The organism is Pseudomonas sp. GD04058 (assembly GCF_029836855.1).
GTDB lineage: Bacteria > Pseudomonadota > Gammaproteobacteria > Pseudomonadales > Pseudomonadaceae > Aquipseudomonas > Aquipseudomonas bharatica.
This window is the reverse complement of sequence record NZ_JAOECN010000006.1, coordinates 72,906-96,957: the sequence shown is the minus strand read 5'-3', so window position 1 is coordinate 96,957 and position 24,052 is coordinate 72,906. Positions and strand designations below refer to the sequence as shown.

General features: G+C 62.9%; 24 protein-coding genes. 9 read left to right on the top strand and 15 right to left on the bottom strand.

Going from position 1 to position 24,052, the window contains the following annotated elements; translation table 11 throughout:
- Positions 1 to 6 precede the first annotated feature (6 nt).
- From flgH to flgB, 8 genes are all read right to left on the bottom strand, one after another.
- Positions 7 to 702 carry a flagellar basal body L-ring protein FlgH gene (gene flgH / locus N7650_RS07540; RefSeq protein WP_009402926.1) on the bottom strand — a complete coding sequence of 232 codons (696 nt, stop codon included), beginning with the start codon at positions 700 to 702 and terminating at the stop codon, positions 7 to 9.
- 54 nt (positions 703 to 756) lie between these two features.
- Positions 757 to 1,542 (bottom strand): flagellar basal-body rod protein FlgG, encoded by a 786-nt coding sequence (flgG, locus tag N7650_RS07535; protein ID WP_009402928.1) that lies wholly within the window; start codon positions 1,540 to 1,542, stop codon positions 757 to 759.
- Positions 1,543 to 1,587: 45 nt separating this feature from the next.
- On the bottom strand, positions 1,588 to 2,328 hold the full coding sequence (locus N7650_RS07530; protein WP_009402930.1) for a flagellar basal body rod protein FlgF: 741 nt from the start codon (positions 2,326 to 2,328) through the stop codon (positions 1,588 to 1,590).
- Between the two features lie 312 nt (positions 2,329 to 2,640).
- Entirely contained in the window at positions 2,641 to 2,823 is a 183-nt protein-coding gene (locus N7650_RS07525) for a hypothetical protein (protein ID WP_064302500.1), read from the bottom strand.
- 74 nt (positions 2,824 to 2,897) lie between these two features.
- Positions 2,898 to 4,220, bottom strand: coding sequence for a flagellar hook protein FlgE (gene flgE / locus N7650_RS07520; protein WP_279897691.1), 1,323 nt, complete (start codon positions 4,218 to 4,220; stop codon positions 2,898 to 2,900).
- A 27-nt stretch (positions 4,221 to 4,247) separates the two neighbouring features.
- The gene (gene flgD, locus N7650_RS07515; RefSeq protein ID WP_037061276.1) at positions 4,248 to 4,970 is read right to left on the bottom strand and encodes a flagellar hook assembly protein FlgD; all 723 of its coding nucleotides are present in this window, start codon (positions 4,968 to 4,970) and stop codon (positions 4,248 to 4,250) included.
- 15 nt (positions 4,971 to 4,985) lie between these two features.
- The gene (gene flgC / locus N7650_RS07510; protein ID WP_009402938.1) at positions 4,986 to 5,426 is read right to left on the bottom strand and encodes a flagellar basal body rod protein FlgC; all 441 of its coding nucleotides are present in this window, start codon (positions 5,424 to 5,426) and stop codon (positions 4,986 to 4,988) included.
- A gap of 3 nt (positions 5,427 to 5,429) precedes the next feature.
- On the bottom strand, positions 5,430 to 5,840 hold the full coding sequence (gene flgB, locus N7650_RS07505) for a flagellar basal body rod protein FlgB (RefSeq protein WP_009402940.1): 411 nt from the start codon (positions 5,838 to 5,840) through the stop codon (positions 5,430 to 5,432).
- 343 nt (positions 5,841 to 6,183) lie between these two features.
- Here flgB and N7650_RS07500 point away from each other — a divergent pair, with 343 nt between their 5' ends.
- Positions 6,184 to 8,784 (top strand): autotransporter outer membrane beta-barrel domain-containing protein, encoded by a 2,601-nt coding sequence (locus N7650_RS07500; protein ID WP_279897773.1) that lies wholly within the window; start codon positions 6,184 to 6,186, stop codon positions 8,782 to 8,784.
- 103 nt (positions 8,785 to 8,887) lie between these two features.
- On the opposite strand, the gene cheR is transcribed toward N7650_RS07500, so the two are convergent.
- Positions 8,888 to 9,715, bottom strand: coding sequence for a protein-glutamate O-methyltransferase CheR (cheR, locus tag N7650_RS07495; protein ID WP_279897688.1), 828 nt, complete (start codon positions 9,713 to 9,715; stop codon positions 8,888 to 8,890).
- Positions 9,716 to 9,767: 52 nt separating this feature from the next.
- Positions 9,768 to 10,700 (bottom strand): chemotaxis protein CheV, encoded by a 933-nt coding sequence (locus N7650_RS07490; RefSeq protein ID WP_009402947.1) that lies wholly within the window; start codon positions 10,698 to 10,700, stop codon positions 9,768 to 9,770.
- Between the two features lie 67 nt (positions 10,701 to 10,767).
- On the opposite strand from N7650_RS07490, the gene flgA reads away from it, so the two are divergent.
- The 4 genes from flgA to N7650_RS07470 all read left to right on the top strand — a co-directional run bounded on the left by flgA (position 10,768) and on the right by N7650_RS07470 (position 13,351).
- Positions 10,768 to 11,520, top strand: coding sequence for a flagellar basal body P-ring formation chaperone FlgA (flgA, locus tag N7650_RS07485; RefSeq protein ID WP_037061278.1), 753 nt, complete (start codon positions 10,768 to 10,770; stop codon positions 11,518 to 11,520).
- Between the two features lie 181 nt (positions 11,521 to 11,701).
- Entirely contained in the window at positions 11,702 to 12,019 is a 318-nt protein-coding gene (gene flgM, locus N7650_RS07480) for a flagellar biosynthesis anti-sigma factor FlgM (RefSeq protein WP_009402949.1), read from the top strand.
- Between the two features lie 45 nt (positions 12,020 to 12,064).
- Positions 12,065 to 12,532, top strand: a complete 468-nt coding sequence (locus N7650_RS07475; protein ID WP_009402950.1) for a flagellar protein FlgN — start codon at positions 12,065 to 12,067, stop codon at positions 12,530 to 12,532.
- 75 nt (positions 12,533 to 12,607) lie between these two features.
- On the top strand, positions 12,608 to 13,351 hold the full coding sequence (locus N7650_RS07470) for a flagellar brake protein (protein ID WP_009402952.1): 744 nt from the start codon (positions 12,608 to 12,610) through the stop codon (positions 13,349 to 13,351).
- 37 nt (positions 13,352 to 13,388) lie between these two features.
- Here N7650_RS07470 and N7650_RS07465 read toward each other — a convergent pair whose 3' ends face one another.
- From N7650_RS07465 to bkdR, 3 genes are all read right to left on the bottom strand, one after another.
- Positions 13,389 to 14,732 (bottom strand): MFS transporter, encoded by a 1,344-nt coding sequence (locus N7650_RS07465; RefSeq protein WP_037061280.1) that lies wholly within the window; start codon positions 14,730 to 14,732, stop codon positions 13,389 to 13,391.
- A 152-nt stretch (positions 14,733 to 14,884) separates the two neighbouring features.
- The gene (locus N7650_RS07460) at positions 14,885 to 16,126 is read right to left on the bottom strand and encodes a glutamine synthetase family protein (protein WP_279897772.1); all 1,242 of its coding nucleotides are present in this window, start codon (positions 16,124 to 16,126) and stop codon (positions 14,885 to 14,887) included.
- Positions 16,127 to 16,453: 327 nt separating this feature from the next.
- Positions 16,454 to 16,945, bottom strand: a complete 492-nt coding sequence (gene bkdR, locus N7650_RS07455) for a Bkd operon transcriptional regulator BkdR (protein WP_009402958.1) — start codon at positions 16,943 to 16,945, stop codon at positions 16,454 to 16,456.
- Between the two features lie 199 nt (positions 16,946 to 17,144).
- On the opposite strand from bkdR, the gene N7650_RS07450 reads away from it, so the two are divergent.
- The 4 genes from N7650_RS07450 to lpdA are packed head-to-tail and all read left to right on the top strand — an operon-like array spanning position 17,145 to position 22,103.
- The gene (locus tag N7650_RS07450; RefSeq protein WP_064302490.1) at positions 17,145 to 18,377 is read left to right on the top strand and encodes a 3-methyl-2-oxobutanoate dehydrogenase (2-methylpropanoyl-transferring) subunit alpha; all 1,233 of its coding nucleotides are present in this window, start codon (positions 17,145 to 17,147) and stop codon (positions 18,375 to 18,377) included.
- A gap of 1 nt (position 18,378) precedes the next feature.
- Entirely contained in the window at positions 18,379 to 19,437 is a 1,059-nt protein-coding gene (locus N7650_RS07445; RefSeq protein WP_279897685.1) for an alpha-ketoacid dehydrogenase subunit beta, read from the top strand.
- On the top strand, positions 19,438 to 20,712 hold the full coding sequence (locus N7650_RS07440) for a dihydrolipoamide acetyltransferase family protein (RefSeq protein WP_279897683.1): 1,275 nt from the start codon (positions 19,438 to 19,440) through the stop codon (positions 20,710 to 20,712).
- Positions 20,713 to 20,714: 2 nt separating this feature from the next.
- Positions 20,715 to 22,103, top strand: a complete 1,389-nt coding sequence (gene lpdA, locus N7650_RS07435; RefSeq protein WP_279897682.1) for a dihydrolipoyl dehydrogenase — start codon at positions 20,715 to 20,717, stop codon at positions 22,101 to 22,103.
- A 236-nt stretch (positions 22,104 to 22,339) separates the two neighbouring features.
- Here lpdA and N7650_RS07430 read toward each other — a convergent pair whose 3' ends face one another.
- Both N7650_RS07430 and N7650_RS07425 read right to left on the bottom strand, forming a co-directional pair.
- The gene (locus N7650_RS07430) at positions 22,340 to 23,062 is read right to left on the bottom strand and encodes a TylF/MycF/NovP-related O-methyltransferase (protein ID WP_279897680.1); all 723 of its coding nucleotides are present in this window, start codon (positions 23,060 to 23,062) and stop codon (positions 22,340 to 22,342) included.
- Entirely contained in the window at positions 23,059 to 23,925 is an 867-nt protein-coding gene (locus N7650_RS07425) for a hypothetical protein (protein ID WP_009402976.1), read from the bottom strand. Before N7650_RS07425 ends, N7650_RS07430 begins: the two co-directional genes overlap by 4 nt.
- Positions 23,926 to 24,052 lie beyond the last annotated feature (127 nt).

Sequence of the window (24,052 nt, the reverse complement as noted above, 5' to 3'; positions counted from 1 at the left end):
CCGAACCTAGAACGGGAAAAGCGGACTGAGGAAGAAGCGGTCGAACCAGCCGGGCTGGCTGGCATCGGCGAAGGCCCCGGTACCGGAATAGGTAATGCGTGCATCCGCCACCCGGGTCGAGGACACGGTGTTGTCGGTGCTGATGTCATCGGCGCGGACCAGGCCGGCGATACGCACCAGCTCGTCGCCGGTGTTCAGGGTCATCCACTTTTCCCCGCGCACGGCGATGATGCCGTTGGGCAGCACGTCGGCCACGGTCACGGTAATCGAACCGGTCAGGGTGTTGCTCTGCGCCGACTTGGCATCACCCTTGGTGCCGCGGTCGCCGCTGTAGCCGGCGCTGAGGCTGAGGTCGTTGCCGCCGATCGGGTTGTTGGTGGTCAGGCTGGAGCCGAACAGCGAGGTCAGGCCGATCTTCGCGGTGCTGTCCTTGTCGATCTGCGAATTGGCATTCTTGCTGGCCTGGGTCCGCTCGTTGAGGGTGATGGTGATGATGTCACCGACCCGGAACGCCTTGCGGTCGCTGTACAGGTTCTGCTCGAAGCCAGCCTGGTAGATCGAACCGTTGTTGGCGGCCGCCGGCAGGGGCGTACGCGGCAGCACCGGCGCGTAGTACGGATCGTTGGGCTTGGGCGTCGGCGCGACGCAGCCAGCCAGCAACACCGCCCCCCCCAGGGCGACAACGGACAACAAACGGCTCATGACTCTGACCTCACGGTGTAACGAGTAGCGAAATAGCGACCTTGGTCACGTCAGTTACAGGTTCTGGGTAACGTACGAGAGCATCTGGTCGGCGGTGGAAATCACCTTGGAGTTCATTTCGTAGGCACGTTGGGTGGTGATCATGTTGACCAGCTCTTCCACGGTGCTGACGTTGGAGTTCTCCAGGGTCTGCTGCATGGTGGTACCGAAGCCGTTGAGGCCCGGAGTACCGATCTGCGGCGCGCCGCTGGCGGCGGTTTCCAGGAACAGGTTGCCGCCCTGGGCCTGCAGGCCGGCCGGGTTGATGAAGTCGGCGGTCTGGATGTTGCCGATGATCTGCGCCGCCGGGTTGCCGGCAGTGGTGATCGACACGGTGCCGTCCTGGCCGACGGTGAAGGTCTGGGCATCCGGCGGCACGACGATGGCCGGCTCCAAGGCGAAACCGTTGGCGGTGACGATCTGGCCGTCGGAGTTCAGGTGGAAGGTGCCGTCACGGGTGTAGGAAACGGTGCCGTCCGGCTGCAGGATCTGGAAGAAGCCCCGGCCGTTGACCGCGAGGTCCAGCGGGTTCTCGGTGGTCTGCAGGCTGCCGGTCATGAAGTTCTTCTGGGTGCCGACGATACGCACACCGGTACCCACTTGCAGGCCCGACGGCAATTCGCTGTCCTGGGTCGACTGGGCACCGGGCTGGCGCTTGACCTGGTAGAGCAGGTCCTGGAATTCGGCGCGATCCCGCTTGAAGCCGGTGGTCGAGACGTTGGCCAGGTTGTTGGAAATCACGGTCAGGTTGGTGTCCTGGGCGGACAGACCGGTTTTACTGACCCAAAGAGCCGGAAGCATGCTGTTCTCCTCGTACGCCTGTTTTTCGGCGCTACGCCTGTGTCATTAGCTGATTTGCAAAACCCGAGCCATGGCTTCGTCGCCTTCCTTGGCCGTGTTCATCATCTTTACGTGCAACTCGAACTGCCGGGCCAGCGCCAGCACCGAGGTCATTTCCTCCACGGCATTGACGTTGCTGGCCTCGAGGAAACCGGACACCACCTGCACGTTGGCATCGGCAGGGGCAGGCTGGCCGCTCTTGGTATGGATCATCCCGTCCAGGCCCTTGGTCATGGTCTTCAGGTCGGGGTTGACCAGCTTGATGCGATCGACCTCGGCCAGCACCCGCGGGCCTTCGCCCATGGCGCGGATGGTGATGGTGCCATCCTGGCCGATCTCGATCTTCTGCTCCGGCGGCACGGCGATGGGGCCGCCGTTGCCCATCACCGGCATGCCGTTGCCGGCACGCAGGACACCGACCGCGTCGACGTTCAGGCTGGCGGTGCGCACGTAGGCTTCGCTGCCGTCCGGCGCCTGCACGGCGATGAAGCCGTCGCCGCCGATGGCGATATCCAGGTCACGGCCGGTTTCCTGCAGCGCACCGGGGCTGAAATCGGTGGCCGGGCGCTCGGTCATGGCATAGGCCCGCGCCGGAAAGCTGTCACCGAATACCGGCATCGAACGGGCCTGCTCCAGATCACGCTGGAAACCGCTGGTGGAAATGTTCGCCAGGTTGTTGGCATGGGCCTTCTGCGCCAGCGCGTTCTGGCTGGCGCCGGTCATGGCCACGTAAAGCATCTTGTCCACAGTCTTCCTCCGCTGGGCTGGCGAACACTTGCCGTTCACCGCTGCTGTCGAGCGATGAAAGCAATTTTCGAACCAGATTTTGAACAGATGGGAAAAGCCCCGTGTTTACGGGGATTTGGTGGTTTTGCGGAGGGTTGTGGCGGAGGGAGAAGACAAATTATCGGCGGTGGGTTTGCCGGAGGGCGGCAAGATCCCGCCCCTTGTACAAGCCTTTTCGGCCTCATCGCTGGCAAGCCAGCTCCCACAGGTTCCGAGTCACTGCAGAACCCTGTGGGAGCTGGCTTGCCAGCGATGAGGCCATCAAGGACACCATCAAGGCCGGCACCCGGCATTGTTAAACGGTCCGGCAAAACGCTTCCAGCCCTCACCCGGCGCCTGCTGGGCACAGACCAGGCGCCCGTCGGCCTGGCTTTCCCAGCGGTACCACGGGGCCATCGCCGCCACCGCCTGGCTTGCCAGCACGAACAACACTCCAGCCAGCACAAAACGCTTCATTTCCACCTCACCGAAACGACAAGCCCCCGCCCGGATCGGGAAGGGGCTCGCGTGATCACACTACCCAGCCAACATCAGGTCATCTGGATGATGGTCTGCATGATGGAGCTCTGGGTGGAGATGGTCTTGGCGTTGGCCTGGTAGTTGGACTGCGCCTTGACCAGCTCGACCAGCTCCTGGGTCAGGTTGACGTTCGATTCTTCCAGGGAGTTGGAGGAGATCGAGCCGAGCGTACCGGTCTTCGGCGTGTCGATGCCCGGGATGCCCGAGGAGTAGGTTTCCTTCCAGCGGGTGCCGCCCTGCTGTTCCAGGCCCTGCTCGTTGGCGAAGCTGGCAATGGCCAGTTGGCCGATGGCACGGGACTGCTGGTTGCTGAAGCTGGCGAACATGACACCGGTGGAGTCGATGCTCAGGCTCGACAGGATGCCGGTGGCATAACCGTCCTGGGACTGGGACAGGCGCGCCGTCTCGGTGTTGTACGAGGTGGTCGAGTTCATGTCCAGGCGGATGCCGTCCGGGTTCGCGGCCGAACCATTGGGCGACCAGGTACCGGTGGTGGAGTTGTACGCCGACGGAATCCAGCCCTTGACCGTGAACACGTTATTGACCACAGCGAAGCTGTCGTCCGGCGCGACCGAGCCGGTCATGGTGTTGATGCTGCCGTCGGACTTGAAGGTCATGGTGCCGGTCAGCGGCGCAGTGCTGGTCGGGTCCTGCGGATTGCGGCCGTCGATCAGGGTGTACATGGTCCAGGTGTTCTGATCGGTCTTGCGATAGTACTGCTCCATGGTGTGCTTGTTACCCTGGCTATCGTAGATCTCGGTCGAGAACTTCTTGCTGTAGGTGGTTTCGTCGGTCGGCACGAAGGCCGGGCCGGTCGGCGCCAGCGGAATGCTGTCGGCCGAGGAGTTCAGGTTGATGCCCTGGTCGATCAGGCTGGTGGCCTTGGGCGCCAGCGCCGAGGTGTCGATCTTCAGGTCGGTCAGGCCGGACTTGATGATCGTGCCGTTCTCGTCGGCGGCATAACCCTGCAGGCGCAGACCATCGGAGGTGACGACGTAGTTGTCCTTGTTGGTCTGGAAGGCACCGGCACGGGTGTAGCTGAGCGAGCCGTTGTCGCTGAGGATGAAGTAGCCCTGGCCCTGGATGGCCATGTCCAGCACGTTGCCGGTGTTGTTCACGTCACCCTGGCCGAACTGCTGGGACACCGCCGCCAGGCGCACGCCGTTGCCGACGGTCTTGCTGCCGACGCCGAGCTTGCTTGCCGAGTACACGTCCTCGAACTCCGCGCGCGAGGATTTGAAACCGGTGGTGGCAACGTTGGCGATGTTGTTGCCGGTAACGTCCAGCTGTTTGCTGGCTGCATAGAGACCGCTAAGGCCGATATTGAAGGACATCTTTCACTCCTGTGCCGTTAGCCGGCTCTATATACCGATGGTTTGCACTTTGGACAGCGCAACGCTGCCCTGACCGGCGAGGTTGAGCATCATCTCGCCCCCTGTCTGGCTGATGGTGACGCTGCTGACGGTGGCCGGGAGCAGGGTGTACATCTCCATGGCCTTGCCGTCGACGGTGGTGGTCGCCTTGAACGAGTAGGTATCCGGCGAAACCACTTCACCCTTGTCATTCTTGCCGTCCCAGACGAACGAGGCGTTGCCGGCCTTCTGTTCGCCCAGTTGCAGGGTGCGCACGGCGTTGCCGTCCTTGTCGGTGATGGTGACGGTGACGCTGCTGACCGACTGCGGCACCACTACCGAACCATTGAGGCTCTTGGTGGTATCGACCACCGCCTTGTCGGTCTGGGCGATCACCGAGCGACCGACCAGGGACGAGGCCTGCAGGGCCTGGGACGACTTGTAGTTGCCGGAAATCGCATTGACCGACTCGTTCAGCGAGGTAATCCCCTCGAGGCTGCTGAACTGGGCGAGCTGGGCCACGAATTCGCTGTTGTCCTGCGGATCCAGGGGGTTCTGGTGCTGCATCTGGGTGACCAGGAGCTGCAGGAACGCATCCTTGCCCAGGGTCTGGCCGCCGGTGGAGCTGTTGGTGGCGGAGGCGACGCCGGTCTGCGAGGTGCTCTTGGTCCCCGAGGCCTTGATGACGTCGTTGAGGTTCACCCCTGCTGTCGTATCGTTGACGCTAGCCATTGGCGTAATCCCTTATCACTGACCCAGGGTCAGTACTTTCTGCATCATGGTCTTGGCCGTGTTCATCAACTCGGCGTTGGTCTGGAATGAACGGCTGGCCGAGATCATGTCGGCCATTTCCTCGACCACGTTGACGTTCGGGTAGTAGACGTAGCCGTCCTTGTTCGCCGCCGGATGGTTCGGCTCGTAGCGCGCTTCGAGGTTGCTCTGGTCTTCGACCACACCGAGCACCTGCACGCCCTGCCCTGCTGCGTCCTGGTCCTGGAACAGCGACTGGCTGCCGTTCTGTGCCTGCTGGAAGGTAGTGGCGAACACCGGGTGGCGCGCGCGGTAGGTCTGGTCGATGCTCGACGAGACGGTCTCGGCGTTGGCGATGTTCGAAGCGACGGTGTTCAGACGGGTGGTCTGGGCGCTCATGCCGCTACCGGCGATGTTGAAAACACTGGCGAGGGACATGACTTACTCTCCGCGCAGGGCCGAAACCAGCCCTTTGAATTTACTGTTGAGCAGCGTGAAGCTGGCCTGGAAGCCCACGGCGTTTTCCGTGTAGTTCGATTGCTCGAGCTGGGCATCGACGGTGTTCTGGTCGATCGAAGGCTGCATCGGCGTGCGGTACTGAAGCGACTCGTCGCTGAGGGTCACGCCCTCGGCCTCGATATGCCGGGCGTTGGTCCGGTCCAGGGCGAAATGGCCACCCGCCTGGGTCTTCTCGGTTTCGGCGGCGAGCACCTTGGAGAAGTCCATGTCGCGCGCCTTGAAGTTCGGCGTATCGGCGTTGGCGATGTTATTGGCCAGCACCTCGGCGCGCTGGGCGCGGAAGCTCAGGGCCTTTTCGTGGATACCGAGCGCTTTGTCGAAGCTGATGCTCATGTCGGGGAAACCTTCGAAGGTTGACCGGATGGTTCGTTGACGATGAACGAGCAAGTCCCATGCCAACAAGCGAAACCCCAATGAAACCGGGGTCTTTGCGGTTTTGCCGGAGGCGGCAATGCCAGAAAAGCGGCAACCGGTTTCCGCTGCCTGCCGCTGGCGGAGGAAAAAAGCGGCAATCGGCCACGGGAATCCGGCGCCAAAATGATGTCATTTTGACCCCGGGTCCTTTAACATGCCGCCGCCCATTGCATGGCAGTTAGCCATCAACCCGATCTGCCAGTCGCCGTGCAAGGAGCGCACCGAGATTTCAAACACGTTTAAGGACTGAACCGTGGCTTCGATGCTTTTCCGCAAGACCCTGCTCGCCCTCGCGGTGGCCACCACTGCCCTGCCGGCCCACGCCCAGACCGTGCAACTGACCAATGCCGGTTTCAAGAGCGAAAACCAGACCTATGCCGACTCCCTGGAAATTACCGGGAGCTACAGCGGCACCGCCGGCGAAAACGACCCGATCGAATTCAATGGCAGCCACCTGCAACAGGACCTGATCCTCAACGCCATCATCAACAGCACCGGCGACTTCGCCGGCGGCGTGGACATGGACGTCTACGAAACCCCAACCGCCTGGGTCAACAACCGTATCGACGGCAACCTGATCCACAGGGGCAGCATCACCGCGGTCGGCGGCGGCGCCAATGCCCTGCGCATCGACCCGGCGGTCATGGGCGGCAGCGTGATCAATGAAGGCTTGCTGTTGGCCAAGGGTGAACCGCTGGAAGACGGCGGCGCGGTCGATATTGCCACCGGTATCGACATGAGCGGTTCAACCCGGATCAAGGGCGACCTGATCAACGCTGCGAGCGGCAAGATCATCGTGGAAGGCGAAGACGCTACGGGCATCTACCTGACCGGCGGCGAGATCGTCGGAAACGTCATCAACAACGGCGAGATTCAAGCACACGGCGAAGACGCAGTCGGCCTGGAAGTCGCCGGCGGCTTCAACGGTAGCAACTATGCCGCTACCAAACTGCTCGGCATCGAAAACAACGGCACCATCACCGCCACCGGCGCGGATGCCAACGGTATCCGCATTACGAACGCCAGCTTCAAAACTATCGCCAACCATATCGTCAACACCGGCACCATTCAGGCCACCGACGCGGCTATCCACATCACTGCGACTGATGTGGACGGACAGCCGGGCGAGTTCGCGGGCATGCGCATCGTAAACAGCGGCACGCTGATTTCCGATGACGAAGCCATTGACGCCAGCGACAGCAAAAGCAGGGTGTATGTACGCTTGCTGGACGGCAGCAAGGTGATCGGCAACCTGATCAACCTGAATGACCTCTACATCACCGGCGATGTGCAGTTCACCGGCACCGACAGCCAGGCCGACGGCGCGAACATTCGCCTCTCCCACCAGTACAGTGCCGTAGACATCGGCAACCCGAGCTTCGGTCACACCCGGCTCAACCTGCTCGGCACACACACCAGCATCGATGGCCGGGTCTACGTGGCGAACGACACTACACTGGTCCTTAATCTCTCCAGCGCCACCAGGCCTGACACGCCGGTACTCAGCGTTTCCGACTTCATTCGATTCAGCAAGGACTCGCAGATCCAACTGGCCGCCCAGGGTAGCGACTTTTCCGCCAATGCTGTCCAGTACAAGCTGATCCAGGCTGGTGAACTGGTTGTCACGGACGATAACGACGATGTCGACCCGAACGGCAAGCTGAACCTGACGAGCTCTTCCGCCCTGCTCAACATCGACAGCTACAAGCTTGAGGACAACACCCTGGTCGCCACCGTGACCGCCAAGGGCCAGGAGCAAGTCGAGGAAATCATCGTCGGCAACGGCGGCTCCGCCAACGGCCAGAAGGCCATCGGCAGCCTGGTCAACGATGGCGTGATCAACCGTATCCGCGAGCAGAACCCCAACGATCCCTTCCTGCAAACCCTGCTCAACACCAGCGAAGCCGACCTGGCCCGCATTGCCGAGCAACTGACCCCGGAAACCAACGGCGGCGCCACCCAGGCGGCCACCACCAGCCAGAACCTGGTCAGCAACGTCACCGGCAGCCGCACCAGCAGCCTGCGCGGCGCATCGTCCGGCGATGCCTTCAAGGAAGCCGGCGTGTGGGTTCAAAGCCTGTACAGCGACGCCACCCAGGACCTGCGCGACGGCGTGGCCGGCTACAACGCCTATAGCCGCGGTGTCGCCGTAGGTGCCGACGGCAAGCTGAACGACCAACTGACCCTGGGCCTGGCCTATAGCTTCATCAACACCGACGTGAACGGCAAAAGCGGCAACAAGACCGAAGTCGACAGCCACGCCTTCACCTTCTACGGCGGCTATGAGCTGGGCAACTACTTCGTCGACGGCAGCCTGACCTACGGCGTCAACGACAACGACAGCAAGCGCCGGATCGCCGGCACCCAGGCCAAGGCCAGCTACGACAGCGACCTGCTCGGCCTGAACCTGGTCGGCGGCTACACCTGGAAGATCAACCCGCAAATGCTGGTCGAGCCACGGCTGGCGGCGCGCTACAGCCAGGTGAACATCGATGGCTACCGCGAGAAGGGTTCGTCGGCTGCGTTGAAAGTCGAGGACCAGCGCTACGAAGCCATCGAACTGGGCGCCGGTGTGCGTGTTGCCGGCAGCTTCAACCTCGGCGCAGGCACCCTGGAGCCGCAGGTCAAACTCATGGCCTACCACGACTTCGCCGCCGACGAGGCCAGCAGCACCTCGACCTTCCTGCTCGGCAGCACCCCGTTCGTCACCAGCGGCGCCAAGGCCGTGCGCAACAGCTACGAAGCCGGTATCGGTACCGACTACAAGCTGGGCGCGGTGACCCTGGGCGTGAACTACGACTACATCGGCAAATCGGGCTTCGATGCCGATGTATTCAGTGCCAAGGTGCGGTACGACTTCTGATCGCCTGAAATGAAAAGCCCCCGGTCGTGAGGCCGGGGGCTTTTTTGGGTTTTGCAGTGTTCTTCAGGGCTTGCCAGCGATGAGGCCCTCAAGGGCACCGGAGTCATTTGGCCTGATAGATGATCCCCGGGCTGCACTGCACCATCTGGTACAGATCCGGCAAGCCATTGAGTGCCTCGGACGCCCCGAGGAACAGGTAGCCACCCGGCTTCAGCGTGGCATGGATGCGGGTGAGGATGTCCTTCTTCACCTGCGCCGAGAAGTAGATCAGGACGTTGCGGCAGAACACGATGTCGAACTTGCCCAGCGCCGCATAGCTGTCCAGCAGGTTGAACGAGCGGAACTCCACGCGGCTGCGAATCGGCGCCTTGATTGCCCAGCGCCCCGGCCCCTTCGGATCGAAGTAGCGCTGCAGGCGCTCCTGGGACAGGCCGCGGGCGATCGCCAGACTGTCGTATTCGCCTGTCTTGCAGTTGGCCAGCATCGCGCCGGAGAGATCGGTCGCCACGATCTGCGCGCCCATCTTCAACTGGCCGACGTTGGTCCGCTCGAACTCGTCGAGGGTCATGGAAATCGAGTAGGGCTCCTGCCCGGACGAACAGGCCGCCGACCAGATGCGCAGGCGCTGCCCGGGGCTGTTTCGCAGCGTCTCCGGCAACACCTTGTTCTTCAACACTTCGAAGGGGTAGGTATCGCGGAACCAGAGGGTTTCGTTGGTGGTCATGGCGTCGACCACCTGCTCGCGCAAGCCGCTGCGCGGCTGGCTCTGGATGCGCTGCACCAGTTCGGTCAGCGTCTTGATGCCTTGCTGCTCCATCAGCTTGTTGAGACGGCTGGAAACCAGGTACTGCTTATTTTCGCCCAGCAGGATGCCACAGGCTTTTTCCAGGAAGACCCGGAACTGTTCGAAATCCAAATTACCCGTAGACAATGGTGCCGCCTCTTAAATCGTGTACAACGCCAGGGGCCTGAGCCCCCGGCAATTAGTGTGTGGCATTGATCCGGTCGACCACCCGCTGGGCCAGGTCGTCCGGACGGAACTTGGCGAGGAAGTCGTCGGCGCCGACCTTCTTCACCATGGCCTGGTTGAATACCCCGGACAGCGAAGTATGCAGGATGATGTGCAGGTTTTGCATGCGCGGATCGTTGCGGATCTCCGCGGTCAGCGTGTAACCGTCCATCTCCGGCATCTCGATGTCGGAGATCATCATCAGGAACTCTTCTTCCGGGCGCTTGCCCTCGTCGACCAGTTTCTTCAGGTACTCCAGTGCCTGGCGTCCGTCATTCAGCGCGACCACCTCCACACCGACCGTCTGCAGGCAGCGACTGACCTGCTTGCGCGCTACCGATGAGTCGTCCACGGTCAGCACCCGCAGCGAAACGGCCTTGCTGTGCACCTCGGCATTGACCACCCCGGTGGACACCGACTCGGAGGCAGGCGCCACCTCGGCGAGAATCTTCTCGACGTCGATGATCTCGACCATCTTGTTGTCGACCCGGGTCACCGCCGTGAGGTAGTGATCGCGCCCGGTCCCCTTGGGTGGCGGGTGGATCTCTTCCCAGTTCATGTTGACGATGCGCTCCACCGAGTGCACCAGGAAGCCCTGGGTCTTGGTGTTGTACTCGGTAATGATGACGAAGCTCTTGCTCGGGTCCTGGTTCTCCAGGGGAGGCAGACCCGTCGCCATCGCCAGATCCAGGATCGGGATGGTCGCCCCACGAATATTCGCGACACCGCGCACGACCCGACTGGCCTTGGGCAGAAGTGTCAGGCTCGGGCATTGCAGCACTTCCCGTACCTTGAACACGTTGATCCCGTACAACTGCTCGCCGCGCAGGCGGAACAGCAGCAGTTCGAGACGATTCTGTCCTACCAGTTGCGTGCGCTGGTTCACCGAATCCATTACACCAGCCATGCCAGACTCCTCAAACGAAGCATTAGGGCAGCGCGCAGATCGGCACGCGCCTTGCTTTTCTACTTTCATGAATACGAAAACGACATTTTTCCGACGCCTGCACCGCCATCTGCCCGGCTTCCTTGCTGCGCTGTGCCTGTTGACTCCCGGCGCTCGAACTCTGGCTGACACTTTCACCTTGCCTGAAGTGCTTATCGGTGTCACCCAGGGGTTTCTTGAGTTTTCCGTAGAAGACTATTTGCAAAAGAGCCAGACCGAAGGCCGCTACGAGATCCAGGTGAACAACCTCGACCCGCGGCTGCGCATGCCGCTGTGCAGCGAGCAGCTCGGCGCCAGCCTGGAAAGCCCGGCCCAGCCACTGGGCCGGGTGACGGTGCGGGTGCGCTGTGATGGCAGTTCGCCGTGGACGGTATTCGTACCGGCCCAGGTCAAGCTGTTCCGCGATGTGGTGGTGGTCAGCCGGCCACTCAAGCGTGACGCCGTGGTCCAGGAACAGGACGTGACCCTGCGCGAACGCGACGTCGGCCTGCTGAACCAGGGCTTCCTCGCCAGCCTCGACCAGGCCATAGGACAGAAAGTCGTCCGACCAATGGTCATCGACCAGGTCATCACCCCCGTTCATCTGGAACAGGCCGAGGTGATCCGCAAGGGTGATCATGTGGTCATCATCGCCCGCAGTGGCACGCTGGCCGTGCGCATGCCCGGCGAAGCGCTGAGCAAGGGCGGGATGAGCGAGCAGATACGGGTACGCAACCTCAACTCCAAGCGGGTGGTCAAGGCCAGGGTAACCGGTCCCGGCGAGGTGGAGGTTTCCATGTGACCATGTGACACAGGCCACCGCGCGACGAATCAGCGCTGGCGATCAGGAAGCGCATTTTCTAGACTGTGCGTATTACGGATATGACGACCTTGTCACGAATGCCTGTCAATTCGTGCCTAAAGTTTTTTTCGGGTCGGCCGAAAAAAGGGCAAGCGTCCTATTTCCGAGAGGTTTTCTGATCATGGTCATCGACTTCAGTCGTTTGAATAACTCCCCGTCAGTGACGGGCGGCCTGCGCACCGGCACCAGCCAGGAAAGCGCCGCCAGCAATCGCGCAGGCCAGTCCGACGCGGCAGCCGTTACCGCACAGAGCGGGGAGACCGTACACCTCAGCCATGAGGCCCAGCAGTTGCAACAGGTCAGCGACAAGCTGCGCGACCAGCCCATCGTCAACAGCGACCGCGTGGCCGCGTTGAAACAGGCCATCGCCGACGGTAGCTACCAGGTCGACGCCAACCGCGTGGCCAGCAAACTGCTCAATTTCGAAGCCCAGCGCTAGCCCTCGGCGCGCTGACTTCAAGGACGCCAAGACCAAGAGCCAGCCATGCACGATACGACCCTGCTGCAACTGATCGAAGAAGATATCGGCCCGGCCGAGCAATTGCTGCAGCTGCTGCGGGACGAATACGTCGCCCTGCACGGCCGTGACATGCCGGCACTGGAAGACATCCTGGCCTACAAGCAGTCGCTGGTAGTCCTGCTCGATCAGCACGGTCGTCGGCGCAGCGAGCTGCTCGCAAGCCTCGGCCTGACCCCGGATCGTGCCGGCGTCGAGGCCCTGGCCAGCCAGTCGCACCTTGGCCCGCAATTGCTCCAGCAACTCGACGTACTGGGCAACCTGCTCAACGAGTGCAAGGCGGTCAACGAGCGCAACGGCGAATCCATCACGCTTCAGCAGGCCACCACGGCCAACCAGATCAGAATCCTCATGGGCGGCGAAGCCCCTTCGCTATACGACAGCCGGGGCTCGACCTCGCCGCTTGCCAAGCCTCGTGCACTCAGCCAGGCGTGACCCTCTATCAAGCCATAGCGCATACTGGCAAAATGCCTTGTGCGTGTGTCGTTTTTGCCTGGAGATTCATCAACCGTGTTCAATGACGTAGAAGCTCCGCAGCCTCCGAAGGTGTTCAACACGCCTTTGGAAATTGCCGCCAACCTGCGGATGCTGCAAGAGAGCCATGATCCGCTGATCATTACCTTCCATGAGCGCAGCCAGCGTTTCCAGAGCTACGTGGTCGAGGTCGACCGTGACAACAACGTCCTGGCCCTGGATGAAATGATCCCCCGCGACGGCGAACGTTTCCTGGAAAACGGCGAGCCCTTTCGGGTCGAAGGTTTCCATGACGGCGTGCGGATCGCCTGGGAATGCAACCAGCCACTGACCATCGACTCTTCCGGCGACGTGCGCTGCTACCGCGGCACCCTGCCCGAGGAAGTGACCTACCATCAGCGCCGCAATGCCTTCCGTGCCGCCCTCAAGCTCTCGCAACTGGTCGACATCGTCCTTGACGGTGACAAGCTCAAGGGCGTGGGTGCCATCCGCGGCAAGCTTCTGGACATCTCTGCCACCGGCTGCAAGCTGCGCTTCGAAGGCAATATCGAAGAGCGCCTGCAACTGGGCCAGGTCTACGACAAGTTCGCCGCCAGCGGGCCCCTGAGCCTGACCCAGATGTCGGTGGAACTGCGCCATCTGCATTTCGAGGAGCGCCTGAACGCCACCTTCGCCGGCGTGCGCTTCCATAACCTGACCGGGCAGATGCAGCGCAAGATCGAGAGTTTCGTCTATCAATTGCAGCGCGAAGCGCGACGCTTCGACAAAGACGACTACTGACAGGAAAACGGGGACCGCATGCGGTCCCCGTTTTGTTTCAAAGCGGCTTGGCCGGTTCCTCGACCACCTGCCCTTCCTTGACCTCCCCCGCCTCGTCCTCGGCTTCGGTATCCTCGGCTGCGACCGGCGTCTGCATCTGTTCCTGAACCACCTGCTCGTTGACCCGCGGGTCGAGGGCAGCGGCCAGGGGCGAGCTGGCTGCCGGCATGGCCACGTGGGACAACGGCGCATCTTCCACCTGGTGCAACCCGGTGACCGCATCGGGACGAATGCGCCAGACCAGCACCAGGGCGAAGAAGGTGAAGAAGGCATAGAGCATCTGGTCGCCAAAGGCCTTCATCAGCACCCCTGCCGCCAGTGGCCCGATACTCGCGCCGACGCCATAGGTGACCAGCAGCATCGCCGTCAGCGAGACCCGCCGCTCGCTTTCCACGTGGTCGTTGGAGAAGGCCACGGCCAGTGGGTACAGGCAGAACTGCAGGAGCGAGACGAGGAAGCCGGCCGCGAACAGCACCGCCATCGGCACCCCGGGCAGGATCGCCAACGGCAGCGAGGCGATCGCCAGGCCGATGGCCACGCTGCGGATCAGCACGGCACGGTCGTAGCGGTCCGACAGCCAGCCCAGCGGCCATTGCACCAGCAGGCCGGCGAAGATGCACACGCCCATGAAGATACCCACCTGCTCGGTACTCAGGCCCTGCTTCGAGGCATAGAGCGGTGCCAGGCCATAGAACGAACCGACGATCAGCCCGGAGCCCAGCACCGTGCTCAACGACTGCGGCACCCGCTTGATGAAGAAACGCGGCTCCATCGGGGCCGGCCGCAGCGGCGCCGGGTGGATGCGCCGGGTCAGGGCCACCGGCACCAGGCACAGTGCAAAGCACATCGCCACCAGCATCAGCAGCTCGGGGCCCAGTTGCGGATGGACTACGAGGATCAACTGGCCCAGGACCAGGCCCAGGTAGGAGGCGATCATGTAGCCGCTGAACACCGCGCCACGATGCTTGGCATCGGCCTGCTCGTTGAGCCAGCTCTCGATGACCATGTACTGGCACATCATCCCGAGGCCGACGATGACCCGCAGGAACAGCCACGCCGGCAGGAAGCTGACCAGGCCGTGACCCAGTACCGCGGCACCGACGATCCCGGCGCAGGTGGCATAGGCGCGGATATGTCCGACCCGGGCGATCAGGCGGTGACCGATCTTGCCACCCAGAGCCAGACCGAAATAGTTGGCAGCCATCAGGGCACCGACCCACAGGCTGTCGACCTGGTCGGCGCTAAGGCGCAGGGCAAGGTAGGTGCTCAGCAGGCCGGAGCCGATCAACATCATCAGAGCAGCGAAGTACAACGCGCGAAAAGACTTCCAGATAGTGCGCATCAGCGTCCCGAACGACCTCTTGGGCTGGTGGAAAAACTGCGTGAAAGCATAAGTGATTATTCCGGCCGCGCGGCCGGCACCGGCGAAAAAAACAAAAGGCCGATTACGCCAGGAACCCGCGTAATCGGCCTTCTAATTCCGTGGATTGCCGGTCAGGCCTGGGCCGCCAGTACGCGCCGCTCCCAAGGGGTGATCTCATCGAAGAAGCTGGTCAGCTCCTGGGTCTTGGTGGCGATATAACCGGCGATGAACTCCTCGCCGAACAGCTCCCGCGCCAGGCTGCTGCGCTTGAGACGATCGAGCGCCGCATGCAGCGTGCACGGCAGCGACAGGTGATCCGGCACCGCGAACTCACCCTGGATCGCCGGGGCCGGTTGCAGGCCGTTCTCGATGCCATGCAGACCGGCGGCGAGGCTGGCGGCGATGGCCAGGTAGGGGTTGGCATCGGCCCCCGGCAGGCGGTTTTCCACACGCCGGGCCACGGGTGAACTGGCCGGAATGCGCAGGCCGGCGGCGCGATTGTCCTCGGACCAGCATGCATTGTTCGGTGATGCGTAGGGATGGCACAGGCGCTGGTAGGAGTTGACGTTCGGGGCGAACAGCGCCGTGAAGTCGGCCATGCACGCCTGCTGACCACCGATGAAATGCAGGAAGGTATCGGTGGGCTTGCCGTCGGCATCACTGAAAACGTTCCGGCCACTGCCAATCTCCACCACGCTCTGGTGAATGTGCATCGAGCTGCCCGGGGTATGTGCCAGCGGCTTGGCCATGCACACCACGGTCAGGCCGTGCTTGAGCGCAACCTCCTTGAGCAGGTGCTTGAACAGGAAGGTCTGGTCGGCCAGCAGCAGCGGATCGCCGTGCAGCAGGTTGATCTCGAACTGGCTGACGCCCATCTCGTGCATGAAGGTATCGCGCGGCAGCCCCAGCGCTGCCATACAGCGGTACACCTCCTGGAAGAACGGGCGCAAGCCGTTGTTGGAACTGACGCTGAAGGCCGAATGGCCGTCTTCGCGGCGCCCGTCCAGGCCCAGCGGAGGCTGGAATGGCCGGGTCGGGTCAGTGTTGGGTGCGAAAACGAAGAACTCCAGCTCGGTCGCCACCACCGGCGCCAGGCCGCGTGCGGCATAGCGGGCGATCACTGTCTTGAGCAAGCCGCGGGTGGACAGACCGGAACGTTCGCCGCTCAATTCGTCGGCATCGCAGATGGCCAGGGCTCGGGGTTCGGCGCTCCAGGGCAGGCGGTGGATCTGCGCCGGATCGGCGACCAGTGCCAGGTCGCCGTCGTCGCCGCCGTAGAAGCGCGCCGGCGGGTAACCGCCCATGATGCATTGCAACAGCACGCCCCGCGCCAGTTGCAGGCGTCGGCCTTCGAGGAAGCCCTCGGCCGTCATCACCTTGCCGCGCGGCACGCCGTTGAGATCCGGCGTAACGCATTCGATTTCATCAATGCCCGTCAGGCGCTCTTCCAGGGAACGCTGAACATTGGTCGTCATGACTCTGTCCTTGTTGTTTTCGCATGCCGGAAACGGCGACCCGGACAACATACTCAGGGGCTGTTCAAAATATCAAGCGGTGATGGCGGCGACTGATCGTGATTTTCTACACCTTTAGAGATGTTTTGCTCTCAGGGGCCCTATCGCTGGCAAGCCAGCTCCCACAGGTCCGACGGTGAACACAATCCCTGTGGGAGCTGGCTTGCCAGCGTTGAGGCCCTCAAATCAACGTGGCTCGCGCAGGGTCAACCCATTGGCCGGCAACGGCAGCGCCGTCTTGTACCTGACCTGTTTCAAGGCAAAGCTCGAACGAATATTCGCCACCCCCGGCAACCGCGTCAGGTAATCGAGAAATCGCTCCAGCGCCTGGATGCTCGGCAACAACACCCGCAGCAGATAATCCGGGTCCCCGGTCATCAGGTAGCACTCCATTACCTCGGGCCGTTCGGCGATTTCTTCCTCGAAGCGATGCAGCGACTGCTCCACCTGCTTCTCCAGACTGACGTGAATGAACACGTTGACGTCCAGCCCCAGTACCTCCGGCGCCAGCAAGGTCACCTGCTGGCGGATCACGCCGCATTCCTCCAGCGCCTTGACCCGGTTGAAGCAGGGCGTCGGCGACAGGTTCACCGAACGCGCCAGTTCGGCGTTGGTGATCCGCGCGTTTTCCTGAAGGCTGTTGAGAATGCCGATGTCAGTGCGATCCAGTTTGCGCATTAGATAAATCTTCCCGCCTTTTGTTCTTTTGCAGAATATTTATCCGTCCGCTCGAACAAAGGCAACGAACATCAGAAAAATATTCTTCCGGGGCCGGAATATCATTAAGACAAGACTGACTTCCCGGTCACAAGCCGGGTCCCAGTAGCTACTGCGTCAAAGCTCAACAAAAACACAAGACAGAGCGAGCGTAAAAAGCATGAACGAGTACGCCCCCCTGCGTTTGCATGTGCCCGAGCCTACCGGCCGGCCAGGCTGCCAGACCGATTTCTCCTACCTGCGCCTGAACGACGCAGGTCAAGTCCGCAAACCCGCCATCGACGTCGAACCTGCCGATACCTCGGACCTGGCCTACAGCCTGATCCGCGTTCTCGACGCCGAAGGCAATGCAGTAGGCCCTTGGGCCGAGGGCATCGACCCGCAGGTCCTGCGCCAGGGCATGCGGGCAATGATGAAGACCCGCCAGTTCGACAGCCGCATGGTGGTTGCCCAGCGCCAGAAGAAAATGTCCTTCTACATGCAGAGCCTGGGCGAGGAAGCCATCGGCAGTGCCCAGGCCCTGGCCCTGAACCGCAGCGACATGTGCTTCCCGACCTATCGCCAGCAGAGCATCCTGATGGCCCGGGAAGTGTCGCTGACCGAGATGATCTGCCAGTTGCTGTCCAACGAGCGCGATCCGCTCAAGGGTCGCCAGTTGCCGATCATGTACTCGGTACGCGAAGCTGGCTTCTTCACCATCAGCGGTAACCTTGCCACCCAGTTCGTCCAGGCGGTCGGCTGGGCCATGGCCTCGGCGATCAAGGGCGATACCAAAATCGCCTCGGCCTGGATCGGCGACGGTGCCACCGCCGAGTCCGATTTCCATACCGCCCTGACCTTCGCCCACGTCTACCGCGCCCCGGTGATCCTCAACGTGGTCAACAACCAGTGGGCCATTTCCACCTTCCAGGCCATCGCCGGTGGCGAAGCCACTACCTTCGCCGGCCGTGGCGTGGGCTGCGGCATCGCCTCGCTGCGGGTGGACGGCAACGACTTCGTCGCGGTGTACGCCGCTTCGCGCTGGGCCGCCGAACGCGCGCGCCGCGGCTTCGGCCCGACGCTGATCGAGTGGGTCACCTACCGCGCCGGCCCGCACTCCACGTCCGACGATCCATCGAAATACCGCCCCGCCGACGACTGGATTCACTTCCCCCTGGGCGATCCGATCGTGCGCCTGAAACAGCACCTGATCGCCAACGGCCATTGGTCCGAAGAAGAGCACCAGCAGGTCAGTGCCGAGCTGGATGCGGAAATCATCGCCGCACAGAAGGAAGCCGAGCAGTACGGCACCCTGGCCGGCGGACAGATGCCGAGCCCGGCCTCGATGTTCGAGGACGTCTACAAGGAAATGCCCGCGCACCTGCGCCGGCAGCGCCAGGAACTGGGGATCTGACATGAACGACCACAACACCTCCATCCAGGTTGAAACTGCCATGTCGACCACCACCATGACCATGATCCAGGCCCTGCGCTCGGCCATGGACATCATGCTCGAGCGCGACGACAACGTGGTCATCTACGGCCAGGACGTCGGTTACTTCGGCGGTGTGTTCCGCTGCACCGAGGGCCTGCAGAGCAAGTACGGCAAGTCCCGGGTGTTCGATGCACCGATCTCGGAAAGCGGCATCGTCGGCACTGCCGTCGGCATGGGCGCCTACGGCCTGCGCCCGGTCGTGGAAATCCAGTTCGCCGACTACTTCTACCCCGCCTCCGACCAGATCGTTTCCGAGATGGCCCGCCTGCGTTACCGCTCGGCCGGCGAATTCGTCGCCCCGCTGACCCTGCGCATGCCCTGCGGCGGCGGAATCTACGGCGGCCAGACCCACAGCCAGAGCCCCGAGGCGATGTTCACCCAGGTCTGCGGCCTGCGCACGGTGATGCCATCCAACCCCTACGACGCCAAGGGCCTGTTGATTGCCTCGATCGAATGCGACGACCCGGTGATCTTCCTCGAACCCAAGCGCCTGTATAACGGCCCCTTCGACGGCCACCATGATCGCCCGGTAACCCCTTGGTCGAAGCATGCGTCCAGCGCCGTGCCGGACGGCTACTACACGGTGCCGCTGGACAAGGCGGCAATCACCCGTCCGGGCAACGACGTCACCGTGCTGACCTATGGCACCACGGTCTACGTGTCCCAGGTCGCCGCCGAGGAAACCGGCGTCGATGCCGAGGTCATCGACCTGCGCAGCCTCTGGCCCCTGGACCTGGAAACCATCGTCGAGTCGGTGAAGAAGACCGGGCGTTGCGTAGTGGTGCATGAAGCCACGCGCACCTGCGGCTTCGGTGCCGAGCTGGTGTCGCTGGTCCAGGAACATTGCTTCCACCACCTGGAAGCGCCCATCGAACGCGTCACCGGCTGGGACACCCCCTACCCGCACGCGCAGGAGTGGGCGTACTTCCCTGGCCCTTCGCGGGTCGGTGCGGCATTGAAACGGGTCATGGAGGTCTGAATGGGCACGCACGTCATCAAGATGCCGGACATCGGCGAAGGCATCGCGCAGGTAGAACTGGTGGAATGGTTCGTTAAGGTCGGTGACACCATCACCGAGGACCAGGTGGTGGCCGATGTCATGACCGACAAGGCCACGGTGGAAATTCCTTCGCCGGTCTCCGGCAAGGTCCTGGCCCTGGGCGGCCAGCCCGGCGAGGTCATGGCGGTGGGCAGCGAGCTGATCCGCATCGAAGTCGAAGGGGCCGGCAATCATCAGGAAAGCGCCGGCAAGCCGGCAGCGGTGGTTGCAGCAGCAGCAGCACCCGAGCCGAAACCGGCTCCGGTGCAAGCGCCAGCGGCCAAACCGCACATCGCCGCCGCAGCGGTCGAAAAGGCACCGATCGTACCCCGCGACGCCCATGAAAAACCCCTCGCCTCCCCCGCCGTGCGCAAGCGCGCCTGGGATGCCGGGATCGAACTGCGCTACGTCCACGGCAGCGGCCCGGCCGGGCGCATTCTCCACGAGGACCTCGACGCCTTCCTGACCCAGCCGACCCGCAGCGGCAACGGCGCCCCCAGCGGTTACGCCAAGCGCGAGGACAGCGAGCAGATCCCGGTGATCGGCCTGCGCCGCAAGATCGCCCAACGCATGCAGGACGCCAAGCGCCGCGTCGCCCACTTCAGCTATGTGGAAGAGATCGACGTCAGCGCCCTGGAAGAACTACGCCAGCACCTCAACGGCAAATACGGCGAAAGCCGCGGCAAGCTGACCCTGCTGCCGTTCCTGGTGCGCGCCATGGTCGTGGCCCTGCGCGACTTCCCGCAGATCAACGCCACCTATGACGACGAAGCCCAGGTCATCACCCGCCACGGCGCGGTGCACGTGGGCATCGCCACCCAGGGCGACAACGGCCTGATGGTGCCGGTACTGCGCCATGCCGAAGCCGGCACCCTGTGGCATAACGCCAGCGAGATCTCGCGCCTGGCCCAGGCCGCACGCAGCAACAAGGCCAGCCGCGACGAACTCAGCGGCTCGACCATCACCCTGACCAGCCTCGGCGCCCTGGGCGGCATCGTCAGCACGCCGGTGGTCAACACCCCGGAAGTGGCGATCGTCGGGGTCAACCGCATCGTCGAGCGGCCCATGGTGGTCAACGGCCAGATCGTCATCCGCAAGATGATGAACCTCTCCAGCTCCTTCGATCACCGGGTGGTCGATGGCATGGACGCCGCACAATTCATCCAGGCCGTGCGCGGCCTGCTCGAACAACCCGCCAGCCTGTTCGTGGAGTAAGCATGCAGACCCTGGACACCACCCTGCTGATCATCGGCGGCGGCCCCGGCGGCTATATCGCCGCGATCCGCGCCGGGCAACTGGGCATCCCCACCATCCTGGTCGAAGGCCAGGCCCTCGGTGGCACCTGCCTGAACATCGGCTGCATTCCGTCGAAGGCGCTGATCCACGTGGCCGAGCAGTTCCATCAGACCGAGCTGCACAGCCGCAAATCCACGCTGGGCATCAAGGTCGCCGCGCCAAGCCTGGATATCGGGCAGAGCGTGGCCTGGAAGGACGGCATCGTCGACCGCCTGACCACTGGCGTTGCCGCCCTGCTGAAGAAGAACGACGTCAAGGTGATCCACGGCTGGGCCAGGGTCATCGACGGCAAGCTGGTGGAAATCGACGGGCAGGACCTGCGCATCCGCTGCGAGCACCTGTTGCTCGCCACCGGTTCCAGCAGCGTCGAATTGCCGATGCTGCCGCTGGGCGGCGCGGTGATTTCCTCCACCGAAGCCTTGTCGCCCAAGGCCCTGCCCAAGCGCTTGACCGTGGTCGGCGGCGGCTATATCGGCCTGGAGCTGGGCATCGTCTACCGCAAGCTCGGCGTAGAGGTGAGCGTGGTGGAAGCCCGCGAACGCATCCTGCCGACCTACGACGCCGAACTGACCCAGCCGGTGGCCGAATCGCTGAAGAAGCTTGGCGTGCAGCTGTACCTCGGGCACAGCGTCGAAGGCTTCGACGCCGCGACCAAACGCCTGAAGGTGCGCACGCCGGATGGCGAGGAGTTGTCCCTGGAAACCGACCAGGTGCTGGTCGCCGTGGGGCGTCGTCCGCGGACCAGAGGCTTCAACCTCGAAGCCCTGGACCTGAAGATGAACGGCGCCGCCATCGCCATCGACGAGCGCTGCCAGACCAGCATGCGCAACGTCTGGGCCATCGGTGACGTGGCAGGTGAGCCGATGCTGGCGCACCGGGCCATGGCCCAGGGCGAGATGGTCGCCGAACTGATCGCCGGCAGGCAGCGGGCGTTCACCCCGGCAGCCATCGCGGCGGTATGCTTCACCGATCCGGAGCTGGTGGTGGCGGGCAAGACGCCGGAGATGGTCAAGGAAGAAGGCCTCGATTGCCTGGTGGCGCAGTTCCCCTTCGCCGCCAATGGCCGGGCCATGACCCTGGAATCGAAGAGCGGCTTCGTGCGCGTGGTGGCACAGCGTGACAATCACCTGATCGTCGGCTGGCAAGCGGTGGGCGTCGGGGTTTCCGAACTGTCCACGGCCTTTGCCCAGTCACTGGAGATGGGCGCGCGGCTGGAGGATGTGGCGGGGACCATCCATGCCCATCCGACACTGGGTGAGGCGGTGCAGGAAGCGGCGCTGCGGGCGTTGGGCCACCCATTGCATATATGAAGGAAGATCAAAAAGCGGGCCGCGGTTCCCGTGGGGCTTGCCAGCGATTGGGGCGGCAAGGGCAATGATGTTGCCTGATCTGGCCCCATCGCTGGCAAGCCAGCTCCCACAGTGTCCAAGGCGGACCCTGATTTCAGGGTTGGCTCAAAACCCTGTGGGAGCTGGCTTGCCAGCGATTGCAATGGTGGATCCACTACTGCAACTGCTGGCAAGTCCGCTCTTGATTTCCGGGACGGTCAGACGCGGAAATACCCCACCGACGAATCGAACGGTAGGCGCTTGAGCTCCACCTTGTTCAGGTCCAGCACATCACGCAACGCGGCAGTCTCGCCTGGGAAGTTGCGATAGGCAACTTCGTCCAGGACCACGATGGCGCCCTTCGGCATGTACGGCAGGAAGGTTTCCAGGGCGACCTTGGTCGACGAGTACAGGTCGGTGTCGAGGATCAGCATGGCCACTACCAGGTCCGGACGGGTCTTGACGAAGGCCGGTACGGTTTCAAGGATGTCGCCCTTGACGATCTCGCAACGCGGGATGCGGTTGACCGGACGCACCAGGTCGTTGGCGTCGATCATGTCCTGGATCAGGCTCTCGTCGGTGTCGGAGAACATGCTTTCGTTGATGTCCGCCGGGTCTTCCTTGGCATCGATGCTGGCAAAGCCCTGGAAGGTGTCGAAGCCGATGATCGAGCGGTTGATCGCATACGGCTCGAGGATCATCGACAGCTGCATGTAGAGCATCAACGAGTTGCCCTTGTACACGCCGCATTCAACGATGGCGCCAGGGATGTCCTGGACCATCTTGAACAGTTCGATCCGCGACAGCGCCGCAGTCACGGCGATGCGGTTGGTGAAGACGAAGGGGGCATCGGCCACATATTGGGCATCGACACGGCTCAGCACGCTGGCGCGCTTTTCGTTGTACTCGACCTCGGCAGCGGTCAGACGACGCTTGGTCATGGGTTAACTCCCTGGAATTGCGAAAAGTCGCTGGCATGGAAAAGGTCTTTGAAGCCGGCTTCCACGTCGAAACAACCGTTGTCGACATTCGGCGCGCCGCGCTTGTGAATCAGGTCCTGCAGGTGGATCAGGCGGAAATCCACGCTGAACCGGATGCGGTCGGTGTGGTTGGCCACGGTACCGTGCAGGTGGGCGCCGGAGAACATCAGGATCTCGCCGCTGTTGCCGGCGATGCGCAGTTCGGCACTGGCGTCGATCTCTTCCAGGGGCACGGGGTGCACACGGTTTTCCTGGGTGATGTTGTCCTTGGCCTTGAGGCGCTGGTTGCTGATCCAGTCGGTCAGGCTCCAGCTGGGGGACGAGTTCTGCACCGGCCTGGTGAAGTACGCCGGGTTGATCATCATGGTCTGCCCGGGCTCGATGCTGTAGATCGGCATCCAGGTATTGAGCTGGCAATCGACACTGCCATACCAGGTATCGCGGTGAGGCTTGTAGGCATAGCTGACGCCGGCGTGCAGGTAGTCGTAGTTGGGGACCACGCGCACCCGCGGGACATCGAAGATGTAGTCGTTCGGGTCGGCACCGATTTCCAGGATGTAGTCGCGGATCAGCGCCTTGGCCTGTGGCCCGTTGGTGAACTTGCGCTTGAGCCGAGTGACATGCTCGACGAAGGTTTCCACCGGCATCTTCTTGTGCAGCGACAGGTGGTCGGTCTCACCGTCGAAGGCTTCGGTGATGCTGTGCCGGGCCAGGGCGCAAAGCTCATGGGCGCTGCGCAGATGGGTATCGAGGAAGATGTCGCCCGCATAGACCTGCTCGCGGAATGCCGGCTTCTTCTGCAACTGGTTGATGTAGAGATTCATGGGTGCCTCTTCCTCATTAAGACTGATGCCCGCCGGGCGGGCCATGAATTGAAGTGGACGCAAGGCGACGTCCCCCTGCCCGACCGGCAGGGAACTCCAACCGCATGGGCTGCCGGGTCATGGCCCG

Excerpts from the sequence above, each read along its gene's own strand:
- flgB (WP_009402940.1), bottom strand. The coding sequence starts at position 5,840 with ATGAGCATCAGCTTCGACAAAGCGCTCGGTATCCACGAAAAGGCCCTG.
- N7650_RS07460 (WP_279897772.1), bottom strand. The coding sequence starts at position 16,126 with ATGACGGCCGAGGGCTTCCTCGAAGGCCGACGCCTGCAACTGGCGCGG.
- flgH (WP_009402926.1), bottom strand. The coding sequence starts at position 702 with ATGAGCCGTTTGTTGTCCGTTGTCGCCCTGGGGGGGGCGGTGTTGCTG.
- flgD (WP_037061276.1), bottom strand. The coding sequence starts at position 4,970 with ATGGCTAGCGTCAACGATACGACAGCAGGGGTGAACCTCAACGACGTC.
- flgA (WP_037061278.1), top strand. The coding sequence starts at position 10,768 with ATGAATACGAAAACGACATTTTTCCGACGCCTGCACCGCCATCTGCCC.
- N7650_RS07500 (WP_279897773.1), top strand. The coding sequence starts at position 6,184 with ATGCTTTTCCGCAAGACCCTGCTCGCCCTCGCGGTGGCCACCACTGCC.
- N7650_RS07445 (WP_279897685.1), top strand. The coding sequence starts at position 18,379 with ATGAACGACCACAACACCTCCATCCAGGTTGAAACTGCCATGTCGACC.
- N7650_RS07490 (WP_009402947.1), bottom strand. The coding sequence starts at position 10,700 with ATGGCTGGTGTAATGGATTCGGTGAACCAGCGCACGCAACTGGTAGGA.
- N7650_RS07465 (WP_037061280.1), bottom strand. The coding sequence starts at position 14,732 with ATGCGCACTATCTGGAAGTCTTTTCGCGCGTTGTACTTCGCTGCTCTG.
- flgM (WP_009402949.1), top strand. The coding sequence starts at position 11,702 with ATGGTCATCGACTTCAGTCGTTTGAATAACTCCCCGTCAGTGACGGGC.
- bkdR (WP_009402958.1), bottom strand. The coding sequence starts at position 16,945 with ATGCGCAAACTGGATCGCACTGACATCGGCATTCTCAACAGCCTTCAG.
- N7650_RS07425 (WP_009402976.1), bottom strand. The coding sequence starts at position 23,925 with ATGAATCTCTACATCAACCAGTTGCAGAAGAAGCCGGCATTCCGCGAG.
- flgC (WP_009402938.1), bottom strand. The coding sequence starts at position 5,426 with ATGTCCCTCGCCAGTGTTTTCAACATCGCCGGTAGCGGCATGAGCGCC.
- flgE (WP_279897691.1), bottom strand. The coding sequence starts at position 4,220 with ATGTCCTTCAATATCGGCCTTAGCGGTCTCTATGCAGCCAGCAAACAG.
- N7650_RS07475 (WP_009402950.1), top strand. The coding sequence starts at position 12,065 with ATGCACGATACGACCCTGCTGCAACTGATCGAAGAAGATATCGGCCCG.
- N7650_RS07525 (WP_064302500.1), bottom strand. The coding sequence starts at position 2,823 with ATGAAGCGTTTTGTGCTGGCTGGAGTGTTGTTCGTGCTGGCAAGCCAG.
- lpdA (WP_279897682.1), top strand. The coding sequence starts at position 20,715 with ATGCAGACCCTGGACACCACCCTGCTGATCATCGGCGGCGGCCCCGGC.
- N7650_RS07450 (WP_064302490.1), top strand. The coding sequence starts at position 17,145 with ATGAACGAGTACGCCCCCCTGCGTTTGCATGTGCCCGAGCCTACCGGC.
- N7650_RS07440 (WP_279897683.1), top strand. The coding sequence starts at position 19,438 with ATGGGCACGCACGTCATCAAGATGCCGGACATCGGCGAAGGCATCGCG.
- N7650_RS07430 (WP_279897680.1), bottom strand. The coding sequence starts at position 23,062 with ATGACCAAGCGTCGTCTGACCGCTGCCGAGGTCGAGTACAACGAAAAG.
- flgG (WP_009402928.1), bottom strand. The coding sequence starts at position 1,542 with ATGCTTCCGGCTCTTTGGGTCAGTAAAACCGGTCTGTCCGCCCAGGAC.